This window comes from Polaribacter sp. 2305UL8-11 (assembly GCF_058147165.1).
Window position 1 is genome coordinate 175133 of sequence record NZ_JBYVJW010000001.1, and the last position, 22235, is coordinate 197367.

Consider the following 22235-nt stretch of genomic DNA (forward strand, 5'->3'; position numbering starts at 1 on the left):
TTTACTTAACCAAAACCCCACGTTTTTTCAATTCAGGAATTTCTCTTAAAGCACCTTCTTTAATTGTATTTTCTTTGAATAAAAAGGTTTTTTCAAACAAGGTATTTCCTTCAAAAAAAGTTACTTGAAAACGATTGTTTAGTTTAAATAATTCTGGTTGCATAAATTCAATTTTTGCAAAAGAATTTGCTGGGAGTTTATCCACTTTTTTACGCAACAAAGAAGTCGTTTTTTTGGCTGAAAAACCTTGAGAAACAATTACCACCATTTCTAAATCAACATTTTTATTGTTGATAAGGTACACATTCCAATCATTGGTATTGTAAAAGTCGTTAAACTCATAAACAATAGCCATTTCTACGTTAGTAACTTCTGGTATTTGAATGTCTTTTTTCATAAAGCCCACTTTCTCCCAAAGGGAAATATTATTTTGTAAATTATTTTCTTAATAATGCTTTTTGATGGTTTACGAATTTTTGTCATTTTAACCATTAACGAGAAATTTAAATAAATCATTAAGATTTTTCGACTCCATTTCATTTCGCTCAAAATGACAAAAACTCTTTTATTTATAATCGTTTTTCTACAAAAATTAGAATTCCTTCCCCTATGGAAAAGTTAGAATGGGGCTTTTTTATATCACACTTTTAAACTGCTCCAAGAAACGTTTATCATTTTCATAAAACATTCTAATATCTGGTATCTGATACAACAACATTGCAATTCGCTCAATTCCCATTCCAAAGGCGTAACCAGAGTATTTTGTTGGGTCTATATTTGCATTTTTAAGTACGTTAGGATCTACCATTCCACAACCCATAATTTCTAGCCAACCAGTACCTTTTGTAATTCTATAATCGGTTTCTGTTTCCAATCCCCAATAAATATCTACTTCTGCACTTGGCTCTGTAAAAGGGAAATAAGAAGGACGCAAACGGATTTTAGATTTCCCAAACATCTCTTTTGTAAAGTATAAAAGCGTTTGTTTTAAATCTGCAAAAGAAACATCAGTATCTATATACAAACCTTCTACTTGATGAAAAATACAGTGTGCTCTCGCAGAAATATCTTCGTTTCTAAAAACTCTTCCTGGAGAAATAGTTCTTATTGGAGGTTCGTTTTCTTCCATATAACGAACCTGTACAGAAGAAGTATGTGTACGCAATAAAATATCTGGATTTTGCTCAATAAAGAACGTGTCTTGCATATCTCTTGCAGGGTGATATTCTGGTAAATTCAACGCAGTAAAATTGTGCCAATCATCTTCAATTTCTGGTCCTTCAGAAACTGTAAAACCAATTCTGTTAAAAACATCAATAATTTGGTTTTTTACCAATGAAATTGGATGACGAGAACCTAAATTAATGGGTTCTGCAGGTCTTGTTAAATCACCATAAAAAGACTTTTCAGTATAAGAATTATCTAAAGTATTATTTAGCTCAGCAACTTTGCCTTCTGCAGATTTTTTTAAATTATTTAGTGCCTGACCAAAATCTTTACGCAATTCTACATCAACATTTTTAAACTCTGCAAACAAGTCTTTTAACAAACCTTTGCTTCCTAAATACTTAATTCTAAAAGCTTCTACTTCTTCTTTTGTAGTTGCTTTAAAGGCCTTTACATCACCAATCAGTTCTTTTACTTTATCTAACATTTTCAAGGATAATTAGTCTGCAAATTTAATCTTTTTTAAAGAGTTTTAGATTGTATTTTTTAAGAAAACAGTAACTGTAAACGAAATCGATTGAAATAAGGGGTTTTACTAAAAATATTTTGATGAATTTAATTTTGTGATATTGAAAATTACGTATCTTTGCAGCGTTAAATTTTTATTAATATCACAAAAAAGCATGGATAAAAATATCAAATCTAAAATTGATGGATTCATGGAGTTGGTTAAAACAAGAAATAACCATGAGCCAGAATTTTTACAAGCTGTACAAGAAGTTGCAGAAACTGTAATTCCATATATCATTAATAATGATATTTATCACGGAAAAAATATCTTATTAAGGATGGTAGAACCAGAGCGTTTAATATCTTTTAGAGTTTCTTGGGTGGATGATGATGGAGAAATTCAAGTAAATAGAGGATATAGAATACAAATGAATTCTGCAATTGGACCTTACAAAGGTGGTTTGCGTTTTCATCCAACAGTAAATGCAAGTATTTTAAAGTTTTTAGCTTTTGAACAAGTATTTAAAAACTCTTTAACAACTTTACCTATGGGTGGAGGAAAAGGAGGTTCTGATTTTGATCCAAAAGGAAAATCTGATAATGAAATTATGCGTTTTTGCCACGCTTTTATGAGTGAATTATTCAGGCATATTGGTCCAAATACAGATGTTCCTGCTGGAGATATTGGAGTTGGTGGACGTGAAATTGGTTTTATGTTTGGAATGTACAAAAAACTAAAGAACGAGTTTACTGGAGTTTTAACTGGTAAAGGACAATCTTGGGGTGGATCTTTAATTAGACCAGAAGCTACAGGTTATGGAAACGTATATTTTGCACAAAATATGTTGCAAAGAAAAAATGATTCTTTTGATGGGAAAAAAGTAGTAATTTCTGGTTCTGGAAACGTAGCACAATATGCTGCTGAAAAAGCAATTGAATTAGGTGCAACAGTTTTAACCTTATCAGATTCTGGAGGATATATTTTAGATGAAGAAGGCATTAACAAAGAAAAGTTAAAACACGTAATGTATATTAAAAATGAAAAGCGTGGTAGAATTAGCGAATACACAGAAAAATATCCGAATGCAAAATTTGTAAAAGGAGAAAGACCTTGGTCTGTAAATTGTGATATTGCTTTGCCTTGTGCAACACAAAACGAACTGAATGGAGATGAAGCAAAACAACTAATTAAAAATGGTTGTATGTGTGTGTCTGAAGGTGCAAATATGCCTTCTACACCAGAAGCAATTCACGAATTTCAAAATGCAAAAATCTTATTTGCTCCAGGAAAAGCATCAAACGCAGGTGGTGTTGCAACTTCTGGATTAGAAATGAGCCAGAATTCGTTAAGAATTTCATGGTCTAGAGAAGAAGTAGATTCTAGATTAAAAGATATTATGGAAGATATTCATGATTCTTGTGTAGAATATGGTAAAAATGATGATGGAACTATAGATTATATTAGAGGTGCAAATATTGCTGGTTTTGTAAAAGTAGCAGATGCAATGCTAGCACAAGGTATAGTGTAAGAATATTCTTTTAAGTTATTATAAATAGGAAACGCATCAATGTATTGGTGCGTTTTTTTGTTTATTTGCTACCTAATATTATTCTATGAATTTTTTAACTTTTGTTTTTTTTGGATTCATTATTGCTTCTTTAGGTAGTATAACTCCCAGTTTTTTAAACCTAACAGTTGTAAAATTCAGCTTAAGAAATGGTAAAAAAGCCGCTTTTTATTTAATTGGCGGTTATGCAACAATCTTATTTTTTCAGGCAAATATTGGTGCTTATTTATCTAGTATTTTAATGAAAAATTCAGAATATATTACTTTGATTCAAAAAATAGGAACAGGACTTCTTTTTTTGCTATCTATTAACTTTTTTAGAATTCATTATTCAAAAAAAGAAAGAAAAATAAAAGAAGAAATTCCAAAATCTAAAGCTTATTTACATGGGGTAATCATGTCTTCTTTAAACACCATTGCAATTCCTTTTTATTTTACCACTATTTCTTTTTTAATTGGTTTAGAGTATTTTGAATACTCATTATTAAACGCTTTTTTCTTTTCAATTGGTTCTACAGTCGGTTCTTTTACCTTATATTCTTTATACGCAATCGTTGCTAAAAAAATTGAACATAAATTAACGTATATTGCTAAGAAAATGGACTTTATTTTAGGTTGTTTAACAGGTTTTGTAGGTTTAGCAAACCTATTTTATTTAGTATCTTAATAATTAATATTTGGATTTCTTTTTACTTTTTTTCTTCGGATTTTTCTTCTCTTTTGCAGGTTCTATAACACCAAGTATGCTAAATATGACTGCCTTAAAAGTTAGTTTAGAAAAAGGAACAAAAGCTGCCAATAAATACGCTTTAGGTGTTTCTTTAGTGGTTATTCCGCAAATATACATTGCGTTTGTTTTAACAAAATACATAACAGAAAACCCTAAAATATTAGAAACTTTAGACAAAGTAGGCATTGTAATTTTTATCTTGTTGTCTTTCTATTTTTATAGAGAATCTAAGAAAAGTAAAATTCAGGTAGAAGGAATAAAAACTAAGAAAGAAAATCCTTTTTTTGCAGGAATTACTCTGTCTGTTTTAAACATGTTTGCCATTCCTTTTTTCTGTGGAACAGCAGTTTTATTAGACAGTCTTAATTTATTTAATTTTGATTTTTCTTCTATTTTATTTTTTACAATTGGCTCTGTGTTAGGAACCTTTTATATTTTACATTTATATGGAAAATTTGCTGTAAAGATTCAACAAAAGACAGGGAAAATTACCAAAGATATCAACCTAGTATTATCAATTTTAACAGGATTAGTGGCTGTTTTTACATTGATAAAGTTATTTATTTAATTTACTTTTTTTTCAATAAACAGTAATTTTCTAAAAGTAAGTACGACTCAGTTATTAGAAAATTAATAAGTATGATTTCTGTTTTTTTATTAGGTTTTTTTTTCTCATTTTTAGGATACACTACTCCAAGTGTTTTAAATATGACTGCACTAAAAATTAGATTAAAAGAAAATCATAAAGAATTTTCTCAGTTTACTTTTGGTGCAATTTTTATTATTTTTATTCAAGTTTATTTATCAATTTATTTAACAGAGTATATCACTGGTCATCCTAATTTTTTAATAATGCTAGAAAAAACAGGGGTTGTGGTTTTATTTGTACTATCAATTTATTTCTATATTCAAAATAAAAAAGAAAAAAAACAAATAGAGATTAAGAAAAAAAACAGTAATTTTTTCTTTACAGGAGTAATTTTATCTACGTTAAATATGTTTGCAATTCCTTTCTTTTGCGGAATTATAGCATTATTAATGTCTTTTAATTTAATGAATTTTGAAACAAATTCTACTTTATTTTTTGTGTTTGGAGCTGTAATAGGAGCCTATTTCATACTTTATTTATATGGAAAATTCGCTCATAAAATTCAACAAAAAACAGGAAACTTAACCAACAATATCAATTTAATATTGTGTTTTATTACTGCAGGTTTTGGTTTGTTTACTTTGCTTAAATTTGTGGTATAAACACCATTACTAATGATAGTTATTAAAAATAGTGTTGTTAATGGAAAACATCAAAAACCTATTGTAACAGATGTTTTTTATAAAGAAACAAACACCCAAAAAAAAATTGTTGTTTTTTGTCACGGATACAAAGGTTTTAAAGATTGGGGTGCTTGGAATTTAATGGCAGAAGCATTTGCAGAAAAAGATTTTTTCTTTATAAAATTCAATTTTTCTTACAATGGAGGTACTGTAGAACAGCCTATAGATTTTCCAGATTTAGAAGCTTTTGGCAACAACAATTACATAAAAGAATTAGACGATTTAGAAAGTATTTTAGATTGGATTTCTACAAATACCGATTTTAAAAAAGAAGCAAATGTCGATGATATTTCAATAATTGGGCACAGTAGAGGAGGAGGAATCGTTACCATAAAAACTGCTGAAGATTCACGCGTAAAAAACCTAATTTCTTTAGCTGCAGTTTGTGATTTTGGTTCAAGAAGCTCTACAATTGGCGATTTAGAAAACTGGAAAAAAACAGGCGTAAAATATGTAGAAAATGGTAGAACAAAGCAAAAAATGCCTCATTTTTATCAATTTTATACCAATTTTAAAGAAAATGAAGCACGATTACATATAGAAAAATCAGCAAAAAATATTGATGTCCCACACTTAATAATTCATGGAGATGCAGATAGTTCAATTTCTGTAGAAGAAGGTAAAAAGATACATTCTTGGAACCCCAAAAGTACTCTAAAAATTATTAAAAATGCAGACCATGTTTTTAATGTTTCTCATCCTTGGAAAAAAGATAAAATGTCTAAAGAATTAGAAGCTGTTACTAAAATTTGTGTTGACTTTTTAAGATAATTTCATTTTCAAATTTCGTAATTTCGAAAGATGGAATTACAACCTCCTTTCAGAAAAATTATTCATGTAGATATGGATGCATATTACGCATCTGTTGCACAATTAGACAATCCTGAGTTAAGGGGAAAAGCCATTGCTGTTGGAGGAGGAGGAGATAGAGGTGTGGTTTCTGCAGCAAGTTACGAAGCAAGAAAATTTGGCGTAAAATCTGCGATGAGTAATGTGTTGGCTAAAAAAAAATGCCCACATTTAATTTTTGTAAAATCAGATTTTGCACGTTACAAAGAACTTTCTGCTCAAATAAGAGAAATTTTTTACGAATACACAGATTTGGTTGAACCACTCTCTTTAGATGAAGCCTATCTAGATGTTACCGAAAACAAAAAGGGAAACCCGTCTGCAAATGAAATTGCTAGAGAAATCCGTCAAAAAATTTACAATCATACAGGTTTACGAGCCTCTGCAGGTATTTCTATCAATAAGTTTATTGCAAAAGTAGCTTCAGATATTAATAAACCAAATGGACAAAAAACGGTGCATCCAGAAGAGGTTATCGATTTTTTAGAAAAATTACCTGTAAATAAATTTTATGGAGTTGGTAAAGTAACAGCTGCAAAAATGTACAATTTGGGCATTTTTGTGGGTAATGATTTAAAGAAAAAATCGCTAGAAGAATTGGTAACTTTATTCGGAAAATCTGGCACACATTACTATAATATTGTTCGCGGAATTCACAATAGCCCAGTAAAACCAAATAGAATTAGAAAATCTGTAGGTGCAGAAAGAACGTTTTTTGAAAACATTTCTTCAGAAATCTTTATGCTTCAAAAACTAGAAAATATTGCTGATGAAATTGAAAAAAGAATGCTAAAAAGTAAAACAAAAGGCAAAACAATAACGTTAAAAATTAAATATTCAGACTTTACACAACAAACAAGAAGCAAAACAGTAAATCATTTTATTTTTTTAAAAAGAGACTTTTTTCCAATAGTAAAAGAATTATTGCATCAAGAAAAATTAAAGAATTCAGTAAGGCTTTTAGGCATATCTTTTAGTAACTTAAACACCACAAAAAAAGATCCTGTTTGGGTTCAGTTAAAATTTGAATTTTAACGTAAAAACTAAAAAAGACCTCACAGGTTTTTAAAACCTGTGAGGTCTGAAAACCATGAAAATGAAAATTATCAGAACCAATTCCGAAAATAAAGATTTTATCAACTTGGTAAAAAAGTTGGATGCCTATTTAAAAATTACAGATGGAGATGAACATGATTTTTACAATCAGTTTAATAATATTGATGTTTTAAAACATGTGGTTGTAGTTTATAAAAATACTGAAACAAGTTTAGCACAAGTTCCTGTGGGTTGTGGTGCAATTAAAAAGTTTGATGATATTGCTATGGAAATAAAAAGAATGTATGTTTCTAATGATGAAAGAGGCAAGGGAATTGCTCAAAAAATACTTTTAGAATTAGAAGTTTGGGCAAAAGCATTAGGTTACGAAAAATGTGTTTTAGAAACCGGAAAAAGACAAAAAGCAGCTGTTAAATTTTATGAGAAATGCGGTTATAAAGTCATTGAAAATTACGGACAATATATAGGTATGGAAAACAGTATTTGTTTTGAGAAAGAATTATAAAGTCATACAAAAGACCTCACAGGATTTAAAAATCTGTGAGGTTTGAAAATAAAAAAACGTTGATGAATTATAGTTATTGGGAATTAAAAGAATGGTTTACAAACATCAATTTTACAATTGTTGGTAGTGGAATTGTGGGTTTAAATTGTGCTTTAGAGTTGAAGAAAAAGCATCCCAAAGCCAACATTTTAATTCTTGAAAAAGGAATGTTACCTCAAGGAGCAAGTACTAAAAATGCTGGTTTTGCTTGTTTTGGAAGTTTATCTGAACTCATAGATGATTTAAATTCGCATTCAGAACAAGAAGTTTATAACTTGGTTGATAAACGCTGGAAAGGACTACAACTATTAAGACAAAATTTAGGTGATAAAAATATCGATTTTCAGCAGAATAAAGGTTTTGAATTGTGTGAAAATGAAACCTTTTTTGAAGAATGTATTTCCAGAAAAGAGGAAATTAATCAACTTTTAAAACCTATTTTTAATGCGGATGTTTTTTCAGAATCAGAAAACACTTTTGGTTTTCAAAAAGTACACAACAAATACATTACCAATAATTTTGAAGGGCAAATAGATACAGGTAAAATGGCTTTTGAGTTGTTGAATAAAGTTCAAAAATTAGGAGTTAAAATTTTGAATACAATTGCTGTAGAAAGTTTTACTGAAAGTGGAAATCAAGTAGAAGTAAAAACCAATAAAATTACTTTTAAAACCAATAAACTATGTATTGCTACAAATGGATTTTCAAATCAGCTTTTAAAGGAAAAAGTACAACCAGCAAGAGCACAAGTGCTGATTACAAAACCGATTAAAAATTTACACATCAAAGGCATTTTTCATTTAAACAAAGGCTATTATTATTTTAGAAATATAGATAAAAGAATTCTGTTTGGTGGAGGTAGAAACCTCGATTTTAAAACCGAAGAAACTACTGAATTTGGTAAGACAGAAATCATTCAAAATCAATTAGAAAAAATCTTAAAAGAAACGATTTTACCAAACACAAATTTTGAAATAGAACATAAATGGAGTGGAATTATGGGTGTTGGAAACCAAAAGAAGGCAATTGTAAAACAAATTTCAAAAAACGTTTTTTGCGGAGTTCGTTTAGGTGGAATGGGTGTTGCTATTGGTAGTTTGGTTGGTAAGGAATTAGCAGAATTGACAGATTGATAAAGACCTTTCGACTGCGCTCAAGGTGACATAGGAATAATGAATATAGGAGATTTAAAATACGATATTATAATAATTGGTGGAGGTTTAGCAGGATTGTGCAATGCCATTCATTTATCAAAATTTGGAAAGAAAGTTTTATTAATTGAAAAAAACGAATACCCAAAACACAAAGTTTGTGGCGAATATATTTCCAATGAAGTGTTGCCCTATTTAGAATTTTTAGGCATAAATCCTTTTGATTTTGGTGCCGTAAAAATTGAGCATTTTCAATTATCAACCACAAAAAACAACCTAATATCAGCAAAATTACCTTTAGGCGGATTTGGAATTTCACGCTACCAATTCGATTTTGTTTTATCAAAAAAAGCAAAAGAAAATGGCGTTGTAATTTTACATGATTCCGTTTTAAATGTTGATTTTAAAGATGATGAATTTACAGTAAAAACAAAAGAAAACGATTTTTTTAAATCTAAAATTTGTATTGGTACTTTTGGAAAACGTTCTTTATTAGACGTAAAAATGGAACGTGAATTTATCCAAAAAAAATCTCCTTATTTAGGTGTTAAAATTCATGTAAAAGGAGATTTTCCAGCAAATTTAGTCGCGCTTCATAATTTTATAGGCGGTTATTGTGGGGTTTCTAAAGTTGAAAATAATGTCATTAATTTGTGTTACATCACCAGTTTTTCAGCATTTAAAAAGTATAAAAATATAGACGATTTTCAAGAAAATGTAGTTTTTAAGAACAAGTTTTTACAAGAGATATTTCAAAACTCAACACCAATTTGGGAGCAACCATTATCAATTAGTCAAATTTCTTTTGAAACCAAAAAACCAGTCGAAAATCATGTATTAATGTGTGGAGATGCTGCAGGAATGATTCACCCATTGTGTGGAAATGGAATGAGTATGGCAATCCAATCTGCACAAATTGCATCTAAACTGATTCTAAATTACTCGAAAGGTAAAATAGCATCTAAAAACGAACTTGAAAAGCTTTATATTAGACAGTGGAATAAACAATTTAAGTGGCGTTTAAAAGCAGGACATTTTATAGCGATGTTGTTCAGAAAAGACAGAATTGCATCGTTTTTATTAACTGTTTTAAAAAAAATGCCTTTTTTGTTTCCAATTATTATCAAACAAACGCATGGAAAATCAATCAAAATTTAAAAATTATTAATGGATTTTTTCATCAGCACAAAACAAAGAACAGATAAAGAAGAATTGATGGACGATTTTTCTATTGGTGGCGATTTGTTACGAGATACATTAGATAAATTAGAAAAAATAAATAGATGGTTGGGAGGAAATAAAGTCACCCTAAATGGCTTAAAATCTATTTTAAAAAATCATCCAAAAGACAAAGAAATTACAATTGTAGATGTAGGTTGTGGTCATGGAGATATTTTAAGAGATGTGGCAAAATTTGGAAGAAAACATCATTATAAATTCAAATTAATTGGTGTTGATGCAAACCCAACAGCCATTGAATATGCTAACGAATTATCTGTAAATTATCCAGAATTGAGTTTTGAAACCCAAGATATTTTTTCTGATGATTTTAAAAATAGAACCTTTGATGTGGTTTTAGCAACGTTGTTTTTTCATCATTTTAAAGAACCCCAATTGGTTTCTTTTTTAGAAAACACCTTAAAACAAACTAAAATTGGTATTGTTGTAAATGATTTACACAGGCATAAATTAGCCTATTATTTGTTTATGTTGTTATCAATTTTCATTTCTAATAAAATGATTATTGAAGATGGTTTAACATCAGTTTTAAGAGGGTTTAAACGTAAAGATTTAGAAAGAATATCAAAAAGACTTCGACAAGCTCAGTCTAACAAATTAAGTTATAGTATTCAATGGAAATGGGCTTTTCGATATTTATGGACGCTCGAAAGTTCAAAGTTTTGAGTTTAAAATTTAAAGTTGTGGTTAGTGAAAATTAAAGTTAATTGCAAAGTTTTAAATTAGAGAAATTAGTGTCTAAAAAAATCTCCGAGAATCTCTGTGAAATAACAAACTATGAAAGTAAAAATAACATCAGTAGCCAAACAACTCCCAAAATATTATAGAGAAACGAAAGATATTATTCCGTTTGTAAAATTGTGGATGCAAAATCAAGACGAGCGTTTTCAAAGAAAAGTAGTAAAACTTTTTGAAGGAGCAGCTGTAGACAAACGCTATTCCATTATGGACCCTGAAGAAGTGTTTACGGCTACTTCTTTTGAAGAAAAAAATGATATTTATGCAAGAGAAGTCATTCAATTAGCAGAAAAATCACTCAAAAAATCTTTAGAAAAAGCGAGCTTAAAACCTACAGATATCGATTATATAATTACAGTAAGTTGCACAGGCATTATGATTCCTTCTGTAGATGCTTATTTGATAAATTCTTTGGGAATGAAACAAGATATAGTGCGTTTGCCAGTCACAGAAATGGGTTGTGCAGCAGGCGTTTCTGGTATTATTTATGCAAAGAATTTCTTAAAAGCGAACCCAAATAAAAGAGCAGCAGTAATTGCTGTAGAAGCACCAACAGCAACTTTTCAATTAGACGATTATTCAATGACCAATATTGTTTCTGCAGCCATTTTTGGTGATGGTGCTTCTGCAGTAATTTTGTCTTCTTATAAAGATGATAAAGGCCCAACAATTGTAGACGAAGCCATGTATCATTTTTATGATGCCACAAATATGATGGGTTTTAAATTAGTAAATACGGGTTTACAAATGATTTTAGACAAAGAAGTTCCACAAAAAATTTCCGACCATTTTCCAGCGATTATTCATCCATTTTTAGAAAAAAATAAGTTAACGATTGATGATATTGATCATTTGATTTTTCATCCTGGAGGAAAGAAAATTGTGCAAACTGTAGAAGATTTATTTGGTATTTTAGGAAAAAATATAGACGATACAAAAGAAGTTTTACGTTTGTATGGAAACATGTCTAGTGCCACAGTTTTGTATGTTTTAGAACGTTTTATGGATAGAAATCCTGCAAAAGAAGAACGTGGAATTATGTTAAGTTTTGGCCCTGGGTTTTCTGCGCAAAGAATTTTGTTGGAGTGGTGACAATTTATTGTCATTCTGAACTTGTTTCAGAATCTTATCAGAATCCATAAATCCTAAACTGTACTTAAATCGTCTAAATTTTACACATTTTTCTAATTTCTATCAATTTCTCCACTATATTTACAACTCAAAATTGGTTAACCAATTTTCAAATAGAGAAATATGAAGGATTTTTGTTATTTACTTATTGTTGTTTTTGCTTTTTTATACAAATCAGAAAATAGTTTTTCGCAAACGACTGTAAATAATCAAGCACAATTAAATACAGCAATTACAAGTGCAAATGCAGGGTCTACTATTATTTTAGCAAACGGAACTTGGAATAATCTACAATTAAATATCAACAAAAACGGAACTTCTTCAAACCCAATTACCATAAAAGCGCAAACTCCCAATCAGGTTTTTATTGAAGGAAAATCTAACATTCAGTTAGGTGGAAGTTATCTAATTTTTGATGGTTTTGTATTTCGAAACGCTGCTAACTTAGTGGTTTCTAACAATAGAATTGAATCTTTAATCACTTTTAGAGCCAATGGAAATAACTGTAATAATTGTACTGTAACCAACATAAAAATAGATAATTATAATGGAACAACTGCCCAAAACGAAGCTGTTTTTAAATGGATACTTTTATACGGAAGTTACAACGAAATTAGCCATAGTTCTTTTATTGGCAAAAACGGAATTGGAAGTATTATAAACGATAATAGAAGCGATAATTTGGCAGATTATCATAAAATTCATCATAATTATTTTGCATCCAGAAAAGCGGTTGGAAATGTAAACGATTTAAACGACCAAGATGCGATTAGAATTGGTGTAAGCACAACTTCCTTGTCAGATTCTTTTACAGAAATTTACGATAACTTTTTTTATGATTGGGAAGGAGAAGTAGAAATTATCTCCAATAAAAGTGGAAAAAATAAATATTATAATAACACTTTTAGAGATTATTCAGGCACATTAACGTTAAGACATGGAAATGGCTGTGAAGTTTTTAACAACTATTTTTTAGCAAATAATAGAACACTTTCTGGCGGAATTAGAGTAATTGGCGAGAATCATAAAATATATAATAATTACATTTCTGGCGTAAATGCATTGAAACCAAATGGAAGTAGAACAAGTACCACAGGTGCAATTAACATTTCTAATGGAAGACCAAACTCTGAATTAAATGGCTATTACCAAGTTAAAAACCTAACAGTTGTAAACAACACTTTTGTAGATTGCGATTATGGTTTTAGAGTTGGAACAAAGGTAAAGTCCGATTTAACTTTGGCACCACAAAACGTTATTTTAGCGAATAATATCATGCTAAATACGTCTAAAAATGCTTTTGATATTCAAACAAATGCTATTGGATCTTCTAAATATGAAGGAAATATTACCCAGAATGGAAATTGGGATTTAACAAACGGACAAAATAACAACCAATCAGTTGCTGCCAATTTATTAGAAAGTGGAACAAATTTTTATAGAATTTCTAATTCAAGTCCTGCAAAAGACGCCTCAATTGGTTCTTATTCTTTTTTAAAAGACGATATTTTAGGTGGAACAAGATCTGGAAATTTTGATGCTGGAGCAGAAGAATTTGGCGCAAATGGAACTAATTTACCTTACAAAGTTGCAGATGTTGGTGTAAAAGTTGGGTTTCTTTCTTCGGCTTCTAGATTATCGGTTTCTACAAATACCATCAACTTTAATATTGATGCAGGAAGTGTAAATTTTGATGTTAATTCGAATATTAACTGGACAATTTCAGACAATGCAACTTGGTTAACTTTGAATCCAATAAGTGGTAATAATTCTGCAATAATTACTGCAACAGTTTTAAAAAATACTTCTGGTAAAGATAGAACAGCAACAATTACAGTATCAGAAACTGGTGGAAATTTATCGGAAACAATTACGGTTACACAATCTATGGCAGATTTCAACCCCAACAATGCAGTGGCTATTTTTGGAATTACAGTTACTGGAGTTGGTACACAAAGTCCAAATATTCCAGAAAATACTTTAGATGATAATTTTAATACAAGATGGTCTGCAAATTCAACTACTGGTGCTGCTTATTTAACTTATAATTTAGGTTGTAAAAGAACAGTTACGAGCGTAAAAATTTATTTTCATAAAGGTGATGTAAGAACATCTTCATTTAAAATTGCAGTTTCAGATGATGGAACTAATTTTACGGAAGTTACTAATCTTTTAACAAGTTCTGGAAATACTGTTGGTTTCGAAAACTTCAATTTACCAACCAATACAACAACCAAATTTGTAAGAATTTTAGGGTTTGGAAACTCAGAAGGAAGTGGCTGGAATAGTTATGAAGAAGTACAAATTTTTGGAGAAGAAACCTGCCCTTCTTTACGCATTGATAACTCATTTTTTACAAAAGGAATTAGTGTTTTTCCAGTTCCAACAAATAGTGGATTTATCAATATAAAATCAGAAAATACTACGATTGGCTTGGTGGAAGTTTTTGATATGACAGGAAAACAATTATTGAAACAGCATTTCAAATCACAGAAAAGTCAGCTAAATATTGATGGACTTTCAAAAGGAATTTATATCCTAAAAATTCAAGGAAGTTTTGGTCGATTTATCGTAAATTAGATGAATGAAATCATCAGAAATTATAAACCTTTTACCTTATCAAAAACCTTTTTTGTTTGTTGATGAAATTACTGATATTTCAGAAAACGGAGTTACAGGAAACTACACATTTCAACAAAACGATTTTTTTTATAAAGGTCATTTTAAAGACAACCCAATAACACCAGGTGTAATTCTTACAGAAACAATGGCACAAATTGGTGTGGTTTGTTTGGGTATTTTTTTACTGAAAGATGAAATCTTATCAAATAAAAAACCACAAATTGCCTTAACATCAAATAATGTAGATTTCTTTTTACCAGTTTTACCAAATGAAAAAATAAACGTAATTTCCACAAAAGAATATTTTCGATTTAACAAACTAAAATGTTCTGTAAAAATGATGAATTCCAAAAATGAACTCATTTGTAGAGGAACCATTTCTGGGATGATAATCGCTAAATAGTTTCTTTCATATTCGGAAAAAGACCTCACAGGTTTTTAAAATCAGTAAGGTCTGAAAATTTCGTTTTAATTTAAATATTTGTGAAAATCCGTGAAATCCGTGTCAAAAATATATCAAAATTGAAAAACAGAGTCGTCATAACAGGTTTAGGAGTTGTAGCACCAAATGGAGTAGGATTGACCGATTTTACAAAAGCCATAAAAACTGGTAAATCAGGAATTACCTTTCATCAAAATTTAAAAAACAAAGGATTTTCTTGTTGCATTGGTGGTATTCCAACAATCTCTGAAGAAAAAATAAGCGAATATTTATCACCTTTACAACTACGAGGTTTCAATTCTACCTCTATTTTATATGGAGTTATGGCTGGGATTGATGCTTGGAAAGACGCTGGTTTTTCGGTTGATGAAAACTCAAAAATAGATTACGATTCAGGAATTATTTTTGGAACAGGAACCTCTGGAATTGAGAAATTTAGAGAAGCCATTTATAAAATTGACGACCAAAATGTAAGACGATTAGGAAGCACATCAGTAGTGCAAACCATGGCAAGTGGAATTTCTGCTTATTTAGGTGGAATTTTAGGTTTAGGGAACCAAGTAACCACAAATTCATCTGCTTGTACAACAGGAACAGAAGCACTTTTAATGGGTTTTGAACGCATTAAAAACAGAAAAGCAAAACGAATGTTGGTGGGCAGTTCAAGTGACAGCAGTTTGTATACTTGGGGAGGTTTTGATGCGATGAGAGTAATGACTTACAAACACAATGATAGTCCAGAAAAAGGCTCAAGACCAATGAGTGCAACAGCTTCAGGATTTGTTCCAGGAAGTGGAGGAGGTGCTTTGGTTTTAGAATCTTTAGAATCTGCTTTAAAAAGAAACGCAACAATTTATGCAGAGGTTTTAGGAGGAAACATCAATTCTGGTGGACAAAGAAATGGCGGAACTTTAACTGCGCCAAATGCAGCAGCTGTTCAGAAATGTATTACAGATGCTATTGCAGATGCAAATATTTCTGCGAATGAAATTGATGTAATAAATGGCCATTTAACAGCCACTTCTAAAGATGCTTCAGAAATTAAAAATTGGACGAAAGCTTTACAAAGAAAAGGAGCTGATTTTCCACTTATAAATTCATTAAAATCGATGGTTGGACACTGTTTAGCAGCTTCTGGTGCAGTAGAATCTGTAGCTGCTGTTTTACAAATTAAAGAAGGGTTTGTTTTTCCAAATATCAATTGTGAAGATGTTCATCTAGAGATTTTAGAGTTGATTTCTGAAGCTAAAATTCCAATAAAAATGATTGAGAAAAACATAAACATTCTAGCAAAAGCAAGTTTTGGTTTTGGTGATGTAAATGCTTGTGTTATCTTTAAGAAATATTCAGAATTTTGAGAAAAAGACCTCACAGGTTTTTAAAACCTTTGAGGTCTGAAAACAAATTACAACATAAAATGACAAAACAAGAAATCATAAAAAAACTAACCACGATTGTAAAGCCTTATGTTCAAAATGAAGAAGGTTTTAAAAACATATCTGAAGAAACAGATTTTATCAACGATTTAGAAATAAATTCTGCCAATTTAGTAGACATTATTTTAGATGTAGAAGATGAATTTGACATCGAAATTGATAATGATGCTATGGAAAAAATGTTATCTGTAAAAGCAACTGTAGCAATTATACAAGAAAAAATGAATGCTTAATATTGGTAATGATATTGTTGATTTAAAGTTGGCTAAAACCCAAAGCAATTGGGAAAGAAAAGGATTTTTAGAGAAGCAATTCACTAAAAATGAACAAGAAATTATTTTAAACGCCAATAATTCTTTTTTGCAAGTTTGGCAATTTTGGTCTATGAAAGAAGCTGCGTATAAATGCTATACCCAAAAGATTGAAAAACGTTTTTTTGCACCAAAAAAACTTGAATGTTCTTTAACTTCTAAAGAAGAAGGAATTGTAGTGTTTGAAGATGTAAAATTTTATACAACGACTGCTTTTAATACATTTTATACCCATACAATTGCAACAAATCATCAAGAAAAAATAGAAATATTTTCAAGTATTGGTTCATTAAAAAATATTGATAATGATTTTAAAATAAAACTTGCTCAAAAAACGAGAATTCCATTTAAAGAAATAGAAAAAAGAAAGTCGATTATTGGTGTTCCCAACTTTTATTACAAAGAAAAAAAACTCACAAAATCTTGCTCCATTTCGCATCATGGAAATTACGGAGCTTTTGTATTTACTTTAGAGAATGAATTTGAAAGAGCAACTTTATAATTTATGTGAAGCTTTTGTAAACAAGCGTTTACATAATATTGAAACAGTAATTTTTTCCAATCAAAAAGCATTGCAATCGGAAACAAAAAGTTCTGCTGGCGACAAACACGAAACAGGAAGAGCTATGTTACAGTTAGAAATGGAAAAAGCAGGTCAGCAACTTTTAGGAGTTAAACAAATGCAAGAAACTTTGGCTAAGATAAATGTTTCTAAAACCTCTAAAATGGCTCATTTAGGAAGTATTATTATTACTAAAAATGGCAACTATTTTCTAAGTATTTCTGCTGGAAAATTAACAGTTGCTGGTAAAGATTTTTTTGCAGTTTCTATTTCTTCTCCTATTGGAAAATTATTACTAGGAAAACAAGAAAATGATGTAGTTGTTTTTAATGGGAATTACATTAAAATTGAAGAGGTTTTTTAAGGTTTTCGCTAACGTGTTTGTGTATGGCTCGTTGCGTGCAAATTAGCAATTATTTTTCGGTTGAACCACAAGCCAGATTTTTAAATTTTACTATTTACCTTTTTTATTGGAAATCGTCAAATTTAAAAATTTGGCGACTTTCCAAATACGTCTAAACTTTTGTTAAGTAACTGATTAGTAATGATATATACACATTGTTATGCATGGTACTTTCATTCAATCCAATCTTCTGTGTGTCGATTTTTTCCAAGCCTAATGAGTTCAAACTCGTCTTTTAACAAAGTTCGATTTACTCCTAATTCTTTTAGAATTTTATTCATTGAATTTTGGTCAAATTCCGTCAATATACTCTGTTTTGCGTTTCTCCATAAAATTCCAATATGTCCACCTTGTCCACCAAAAAATTCTGATTCAACATATGCAACTTCTCTATTTTCAATAAGTTGAATTATTTTCCGTTCAATATTCTCTGTCAGAAACTCGAATGTAGAGATTCCTTTTGATTGATTCATTTCATTAATTTCATCAAACAGTTCATCTGTCATTGGGATTATTGAAATGCCATTGTTCAAGTCAACTTTTTTTTGCTTCACTATATCTTTCAAGAATAAAAATCAGATTTTCTTTCTTTCCAATAAATGCTTTTAATGTATATCCCACTTAATATTTTCTTTTTTCTCCAATTATTGGATTATCATTTTGGTCAGCATATATTTCTCCCGCAAAAACATCACAGTTAAATTTTTTCTTTATTATTAAAGCTATTTCTGATTCATTTAATTCAGTTCCATTATTGGATTCTACTTTTATCATTATCGGTTTTTCATATTCTCCTTTTTCCCAATGGTGTGGTCTGCTAATATTCAAATAGAGATTTGATTTCCTGTCGCTAGACTCAATCCATTCCCAAACATTTTCGTAATCGCGATACAGATTATTAACTCTAAATATTTTTTCAAATTCAGGTTTCAGGTCAATAAAATCTTTTTCAAGGTAAATCCAAAATTTCATTTTTCGCGGTATTATGCACAACGTGCTTTCGTATATGGCCGAGTTTTAATACTGAATCTAGTTCAGCACAGGTTCGTTATATACGAAGTTAGCGAAAGGTACTTAAAAAAAGGATTAGAATCAAACTAATTTTTTTTAAACCATTTACGATTTATCTATAAAATGCAATGCTACTTCTTTTTTGTCGTCAAAAGATTTTACACTATTAAAGTAAATAGTAGTATTTTCAAACTCTGCCTCAACTAACCAATAAGAGCCTTTAAAATAAGATTTTAAAACGGTTGCTTTGTATTTAGATTTTTCTGTAACTTGTATTTGATGTGGATATAATAAAACAGTTTTATTATTTATTGTCATTTCGTTTACATCGTCAAACAGAGCAGCAACATATTTTTCTTTTGGGTTGTTGTAAATTACGCTAGGAGAATCGTGTACCAAAATTGTGTTTGCACGAATAATTAATAGTTGGTCTGCAAAAGAAAGTGCATCATTTCTATCATGCGTAGCTACAATACAAGCAATATTTTTTTCTTTTAAATACCTAAATAAATTTCTTCTTAAGGCATTTTTCTTAAAGTTGTCTATTTGGCTAAAAGGTTCGTCTAACAATAATAATTCAGGTTCTTTTGCAAGTGCTCTTGCAATAGCAACTCTTTGTTTTTGGCCACCACTTAAGTTTTTGACTTTAGTGTTCTCAAAAGCTTTCATTTGTATGACTTCTAATAATTCTTGGGTTCTAGCTTCGCTTTCTTTGGGGTAAAAGCGAGAGAGAAATTTTTTAATGTTTTCTGATACAGAAATGTAAGGCATCAAATCGAAATCTTGGGCTACGTACTTGAATTTTTCAAAACCAGGCACCAAATTATCTTTTGGCCCAGTAATTTGCTCGTTATTCCAGAAGATTTCACCCTTATTTAAATCTAACAGTCCATAAATAGCTTTTAAAAGGGTAGATTTACCACAACCACTTTCGCCCATCACACATAAATGCTCTCCTTTTTTTAAAGTGAAGGTGAAATTATTTAAAATGGTTTTGTTTTTAGTGTAACTGAAAGAAATATTTTCTACTTTTAGCATGTTACAAAAATAGGGTTTCTTTGTCGTTTCTGTATAGACAGAAATCTATAAAAGCATGTAAATTAATATTCAATTTTTAAAATAGATATTTGTAACTAAGTAAGCACGCGTTAGCGATTGAAGCGACATCCTTTTTGTTTTTCACAAAAAGATACAGCGTAAAGCGCGACCTGAAAGGAAACGCCCAAATTCTTATTTTAAAAAAGAAAAAACCGACACTAAAAAGTATCGGCTTTTGAATTTTAAATTACTTCCATAACTCTCCAAAAAGAGAATTATACAAAAAAGGTCTGCGACCTTACCAGATTCTTACTCTTTCTTCTGGTTTTAAATACATTTTATCTCCTTCTTTTACATTAAAAGCTTCGTAGAAAGCATCTACATTTTTAAGAGGCATATATGCTCTGTACATTCCTGGTGCATGTGTGTTGGTCATGATTAAGTTTTTAAGAGCTTCATCACGCATTTTGGTTCTCCAAATGGTACCCCAAGAAAGGAAAAAACGTTGTTCTGGTGTATAACCATCTATTTTTCCTGGTCTTCCATTTTTGTTTAAGAAAATTTGTAAACCTTCGTAAGCTGCTTGTACACCTCCTAAATCTCCTATATTTTCTCCTAAAGTATATTCGCCATTTAAGTGCATGCTGTCTATGGCAACAATGTCTGAATATTGTTTAACTAACCTTTTACCAGCTTCTGCAAATTTTTTAGAATCTTCTTCTGTCCACCAGTTGTTTAAGTTTCCATCTCCATCAAAACGAGCTCCAGAATCATCGAAACTATGAGAAATTTCATGACCAATTACGGCTCCAATTCCACCATAATTTACAGCTTCGTCTGCTTTGTAATTATAAAAAGGAGGTTGTAAAATTGCTGCTGGAAAAACAATCTCATTATTTAATGGACTAAAGTAAGCGTTTACGGTTTGAGGAGACATACCCCACTCTGTTCTATCTACTTCTTTACCTAATTTTGCCATGTTTTTATCGTAGTTCCATTTGGTTACGTTAATCGCATTTTCAAAATAGGTACCTCCTTCTTTTAAAGATTTTACTTGTAATTCAGAGTAATCTTTCCATTTGTCTGGATAGGCAATTTTAATAGTAAGTTTATTAAGTTTTTCTAATGCTTTTTTCTTGGTGTCTTCGCTCATCCAAGGTAATTGAGCAATACGTTTTTCAAAACCTAGCATTACATTATCTATCATTTCTCTAGCTTTCTGTTTCGCTTCTGGTGGAAATTTAGCATCTACATATAATTTACCTAAAGCTTCACCAATAGCGCCATTTACATTTGCCAAAGCACGCTCATCTCTTGGACGTTGTTTTTTAGATCCACGCATTTCTTTACTGTAGAACTCCCAATTTGCAGTTTCTAAGTCTGTAGATAATAAGCCAAGAGAATTGTTAATAGTGTTCCAACGTAATAATAATTTAATATCGTTTACAGAACGATTCTTAAAAATAGTGTTCATTGCCTTAAAATAGCCAGGATCTGTTACAATCACTTTGTCTAAATCTGTTACACCTATTCCTTTTAAATGCGCATTCCAATCTATTACAGGAGCTAATTCTTGTAGTTCTGCAACTGTCATTGGGTTGTACATTTTTCTGGCATCTCTACTTTCTTCTTTCGTCATCATTGGTTCTGCTAAACTAGCCTCGAAAGCAACAATTGTAGCAGCATTCTTTTTTGCAGTAGCTTCATCATCACCAAACTCTTGTAACATTTTAGCCACAAAAGCTTCATATTTTTCTAGTTTGTCTTTTACTTTAGCATCTACGTAGTAATCTCTAGATAATCCTAATCCTCCAGGAAAAATGTAACCAGCATTCATGCTACTATTTTTTAAATCATTAAAAACGCCAAAACCATAGAAGCCTCCACCTCCATAAGGAGCCATATTAGTAATATAGGTTTCTACGTCTTTTTTAGTAACAATTTCATTTACTTTAGATAAGTAAGGCATTACTGGAGCTTTACCTTGTTTGTTTCTGGTAACAGTATCCATAATACTTTCATAATAGTTTACTGCTTTTTCTTGGTCAGAGTCTATTTCGTTTCCTTTTGCATCTTTTACTTTCGGAAAATCTCTTTCATCAATAGCTTTATTTAAAATTACCAAAACATCTGCATCTGTTTTTTTTCTAAGTTGATTAAAACCACCCCAAGAAGTTTGATCGTCTGGAATTTCTGTATTGTCTAACCACGAACCGTTTACGTGTCTAAAAAAATCATCTTGTGGTTTTACGGTTTTATCCATGTTCTTTAAGACAATTCCTGCAACTTTTTCATCCTCTTTTTTATCATCTTTACAGGCTACAAGAGCTAAAGAAGCTAGTGCAGTAGTAAAAAATACTTTTTTTATAATTTTCATGTTTAAAAATTTAATTTA

23 protein-coding genes are annotated in these 22235 nt (G+C 30.2%); 17 read left to right on the forward strand and 6 right to left on the reverse strand.

Going from position 1 to position 22235, the window contains the following annotated elements; translation table 11 throughout:
- Position 1: 1 nt before the first annotated feature.
- Both ACY2RW_RS00790 and pheS read right to left on the reverse strand, forming a co-directional pair.
- Positions 2 to 397 carry a hypothetical protein gene (locus ACY2RW_RS00790; RefSeq protein WP_490120782.1) on the reverse strand — a complete coding sequence of 132 codons (396 nt, stop codon included), beginning with the start codon at positions 395 to 397 and terminating at the stop codon, positions 2 to 4.
- A gap of 237 nt (positions 398 to 634) precedes the next feature.
- On the reverse strand, positions 635 to 1654 hold the full coding sequence (gene pheS, locus ACY2RW_RS00795; RefSeq protein ID WP_490120783.1) for a phenylalanine--tRNA ligase subunit alpha: 1020 nt from the start codon (positions 1652 to 1654) through the stop codon (positions 635 to 637).
- Positions 1655 to 1850: 196 nt separating this feature from the next.
- Here pheS and gdhA point away from each other — a divergent pair, with 196 nt between their 5' ends.
- From gdhA to ACY2RW_RS00880, 17 genes are all read left to right on the forward strand, one after another.
- The gene (gene gdhA, locus ACY2RW_RS00800; protein ID WP_490120784.1) at positions 1851 to 3206 is read left to right on the forward strand and encodes an NADP-specific glutamate dehydrogenase; all 1356 of its coding nucleotides are present in this window, start codon (positions 1851 to 1853) and stop codon (positions 3204 to 3206) included.
- 85 nt (positions 3207 to 3291) lie between these two features.
- Positions 3292 to 3912, forward strand: coding sequence for a LysE family transporter (locus tag ACY2RW_RS00805; RefSeq protein WP_490120785.1), 621 nt, complete (start codon positions 3292 to 3294; stop codon positions 3910 to 3912).
- Between the two features lie 10 nt (positions 3913 to 3922).
- Positions 3923 to 4543, forward strand: a complete 621-nt coding sequence (locus ACY2RW_RS00810; protein WP_490120786.1) for a LysE family transporter — start codon at positions 3923 to 3925, stop codon at positions 4541 to 4543.
- Between the two features lie 71 nt (positions 4544 to 4614).
- The gene (locus ACY2RW_RS00815) at positions 4615 to 5226 is read left to right on the forward strand and encodes a LysE family transporter (RefSeq protein WP_490120787.1); all 612 of its coding nucleotides are present in this window, start codon (positions 4615 to 4617) and stop codon (positions 5224 to 5226) included.
- A 12-nt stretch (positions 5227 to 5238) separates the two neighbouring features.
- Positions 5239 to 6078, forward strand: coding sequence for an alpha/beta hydrolase family protein (locus ACY2RW_RS00820; RefSeq protein ID WP_490120788.1), 840 nt, complete (start codon positions 5239 to 5241; stop codon positions 6076 to 6078).
- Between the two features lie 30 nt (positions 6079 to 6108).
- Positions 6109 to 7191 carry a DNA polymerase IV gene (dinB, locus tag ACY2RW_RS00825; protein ID WP_490120789.1) on the forward strand — a complete coding sequence of 361 codons (1083 nt, stop codon included), beginning with the start codon at positions 6109 to 6111 and terminating at the stop codon, positions 7189 to 7191.
- A 61-nt stretch (positions 7192 to 7252) separates the two neighbouring features.
- Positions 7253 to 7717, forward strand: a complete 465-nt coding sequence (locus ACY2RW_RS00830; RefSeq protein WP_490120790.1) for a GNAT family N-acetyltransferase — start codon at positions 7253 to 7255, stop codon at positions 7715 to 7717.
- Between the two features lie 62 nt (positions 7718 to 7779).
- Positions 7780 to 8889, forward strand: coding sequence for an NAD(P)/FAD-dependent oxidoreductase (locus ACY2RW_RS00835; RefSeq protein WP_490120791.1), 1110 nt, complete (start codon positions 7780 to 7782; stop codon positions 8887 to 8889).
- A 39-nt stretch (positions 8890 to 8928) separates the two neighbouring features.
- Positions 8929 to 10065, forward strand: a complete 1137-nt coding sequence (locus tag ACY2RW_RS00840; protein WP_490120792.1) for an NAD(P)/FAD-dependent oxidoreductase — start codon at positions 8929 to 8931, stop codon at positions 10063 to 10065.
- Positions 10066 to 10074: 9 nt separating this feature from the next.
- Complete coding sequence (locus ACY2RW_RS00845) at positions 10075 to 10812, forward strand: methyltransferase domain-containing protein (protein ID WP_490120793.1); 738 nt, start codon at positions 10075 to 10077, stop codon at positions 10810 to 10812.
- A 111-nt stretch (positions 10813 to 10923) separates the two neighbouring features.
- The gene (locus ACY2RW_RS00850) at positions 10924 to 11976 is read left to right on the forward strand and encodes a type III polyketide synthase (RefSeq protein WP_490120794.1); all 1053 of its coding nucleotides are present in this window, start codon (positions 10924 to 10926) and stop codon (positions 11974 to 11976) included.
- 162 nt (positions 11977 to 12138) lie between these two features.
- A complete protein-coding gene (locus ACY2RW_RS00855; protein WP_490120795.1) occupies positions 12139 to 14595 on the forward strand; it encodes a chondroitinase-B domain-containing protein in 2457 nt (818 codons plus the stop codon).
- Positions 14596 to 14599: 4 nt separating this feature from the next.
- Entirely contained in the window at positions 14600 to 15040 is a 441-nt protein-coding gene (locus tag ACY2RW_RS00860) for a 3-hydroxyacyl-ACP dehydratase FabZ family protein (RefSeq protein ID WP_490120796.1), read from the forward strand.
- A 119-nt stretch (positions 15041 to 15159) separates the two neighbouring features.
- Positions 15160 to 16437, forward strand: coding sequence for a beta-ketoacyl-[acyl-carrier-protein] synthase family protein (locus ACY2RW_RS00865; protein WP_490120797.1), 1278 nt, complete (start codon positions 15160 to 15162; stop codon positions 16435 to 16437).
- Between the two features lie 59 nt (positions 16438 to 16496).
- Positions 16497 to 16748, forward strand: coding sequence for an acyl carrier protein (locus ACY2RW_RS00870; protein ID WP_490120798.1), 252 nt, complete (start codon positions 16497 to 16499; stop codon positions 16746 to 16748).
- Positions 16741 to 17328 carry a 4'-phosphopantetheinyl transferase family protein gene (locus ACY2RW_RS00875; RefSeq protein WP_490120799.1) on the forward strand — a complete coding sequence of 196 codons (588 nt, stop codon included), beginning with the start codon at positions 16741 to 16743 and terminating at the stop codon, positions 17326 to 17328. Before ACY2RW_RS00870 ends, ACY2RW_RS00875 begins: the two co-directional genes overlap by 8 nt.
- Complete coding sequence (locus tag ACY2RW_RS00880) at positions 17303 to 17752, forward strand: 3-oxoacyl-ACP synthase (protein WP_490120800.1); 450 nt, start codon at positions 17303 to 17305, stop codon at positions 17750 to 17752. The genes ACY2RW_RS00875 and ACY2RW_RS00880 overlap by 26 nt, the downstream gene beginning before the upstream one ends.
- 212 nt (positions 17753 to 17964) lie before the next feature.
- Here ACY2RW_RS00880 and ACY2RW_RS00885 read toward each other — a convergent pair whose 3' ends face one another.
- From ACY2RW_RS00885 to ACY2RW_RS00900, 4 genes are all read right to left on the reverse strand, one after another.
- Positions 17965 to 18357 carry a hypothetical protein gene (locus tag ACY2RW_RS00885; protein ID WP_490120801.1) on the reverse strand — a complete coding sequence of 131 codons (393 nt, stop codon included), beginning with the start codon at positions 18355 to 18357 and terminating at the stop codon, positions 17965 to 17967.
- A 55-nt stretch (positions 18358 to 18412) separates the two neighbouring features.
- Positions 18413 to 18763, reverse strand: a complete 351-nt coding sequence (locus ACY2RW_RS00890) for a hypothetical protein (protein WP_490120802.1) — start codon at positions 18761 to 18763, stop codon at positions 18413 to 18415.
- Positions 18764 to 18907: 144 nt separating this feature from the next.
- Positions 18908 to 19840, reverse strand: a complete 933-nt coding sequence (locus ACY2RW_RS00895; RefSeq protein WP_490120803.1) for an ABC transporter ATP-binding protein — start codon at positions 19838 to 19840, stop codon at positions 18908 to 18910.
- Between the two features lie 298 nt (positions 19841 to 20138).
- A complete protein-coding gene (locus ACY2RW_RS00900) occupies positions 20139 to 22217 on the reverse strand; it encodes a M13 family metallopeptidase (RefSeq protein ID WP_490120804.1) in 2079 nt (692 codons plus the stop codon).
- Between the last annotated feature and the right edge of the window lie 18 nt (positions 22218 to 22235).

Bases quoted from the DNA above. Each gene is read 5' to 3' on its own strand.
- pheS (WP_490120783.1), bottom strand. From the start codon at position 1,654: ATGTTAGATAAAGTAAAAGAACTGATTGGTGATGTAAAGGCCTTTAAA.
- ACY2RW_RS00900 (WP_490120804.1), bottom strand. From the start codon at position 22,217: ATGAAAATTATAAAAAAAGTATTTTTTACTACTGCACTAGCTTCTTTA.
- ACY2RW_RS00805 (WP_490120785.1), top strand. From the start codon at position 3,292: ATGAATTTTTTAACTTTTGTTTTTTTTGGATTCATTATTGCTTCTTTA.
- ACY2RW_RS00850 (WP_490120794.1), top strand. From the start codon at position 10,924: ATGAAAGTAAAAATAACATCAGTAGCCAAACAACTCCCAAAATATTAT.
- ACY2RW_RS00820 (WP_490120788.1), top strand. From the start codon at position 5,239: ATGATAGTTATTAAAAATAGTGTTGTTAATGGAAAACATCAAAAACCT.
- ACY2RW_RS00890 (WP_490120802.1), bottom strand. From the start codon at position 18,763: ATGAAATTTTGGATTTACCTTGAAAAAGATTTTATTGACCTGAAACCT.
- ACY2RW_RS00830 (WP_490120790.1), top strand. From the start codon at position 7,253: ATGAAAATTATCAGAACCAATTCCGAAAATAAAGATTTTATCAACTTG.
- ACY2RW_RS00790 (WP_490120782.1), bottom strand. From the start codon at position 397: ATGAAAAAAGACATTCAAATACCAGAAGTTACTAACGTAGAAATGGCT.
- gdhA (WP_490120784.1), top strand. From the start codon at position 1,851: ATGGATAAAAATATCAAATCTAAAATTGATGGATTCATGGAGTTGGTT.
- ACY2RW_RS00845 (WP_490120793.1), top strand. From the start codon at position 10,075: ATGGATTTTTTCATCAGCACAAAACAAAGAACAGATAAAGAAGAATTG.
- ACY2RW_RS00875 (WP_490120799.1), top strand. From the start codon at position 16,741: ATGCTTAATATTGGTAATGATATTGTTGATTTAAAGTTGGCTAAAACC.
- ACY2RW_RS00840 (WP_490120792.1), top strand. From the start codon at position 8,929: ATGAATATAGGAGATTTAAAATACGATATTATAATAATTGGTGGAGGT.
- ACY2RW_RS00895 (WP_490120803.1), bottom strand. From the start codon at position 19,840: ATGCTAAAAGTAGAAAATATTTCTTTCAGTTACACTAAAAACAAAACC.
- dinB (WP_490120789.1), top strand. From the start codon at position 6,109: ATGGAATTACAACCTCCTTTCAGAAAAATTATTCATGTAGATATGGAT.
- ACY2RW_RS00870 (WP_490120798.1), top strand. From the start codon at position 16,497: ATGACAAAACAAGAAATCATAAAAAAACTAACCACGATTGTAAAGCCT.
- ACY2RW_RS00815 (WP_490120787.1), top strand. From the start codon at position 4,615: ATGATTTCTGTTTTTTTATTAGGTTTTTTTTTCTCATTTTTAGGATAC.
- ACY2RW_RS00835 (WP_490120791.1), top strand. From the start codon at position 7,780: ATGAATTATAGTTATTGGGAATTAAAAGAATGGTTTACAAACATCAAT.
- ACY2RW_RS00880 (WP_490120800.1), top strand. From the start codon at position 17,303: ATGAATTTGAAAGAGCAACTTTATAATTTATGTGAAGCTTTTGTAAAC.
- ACY2RW_RS00860 (WP_490120796.1), top strand. From the start codon at position 14,600: ATGAAATCATCAGAAATTATAAACCTTTTACCTTATCAAAAACCTTTT.
- ACY2RW_RS00855 (WP_490120795.1), top strand. From the start codon at position 12,139: ATGAAGGATTTTTGTTATTTACTTATTGTTGTTTTTGCTTTTTTATAC.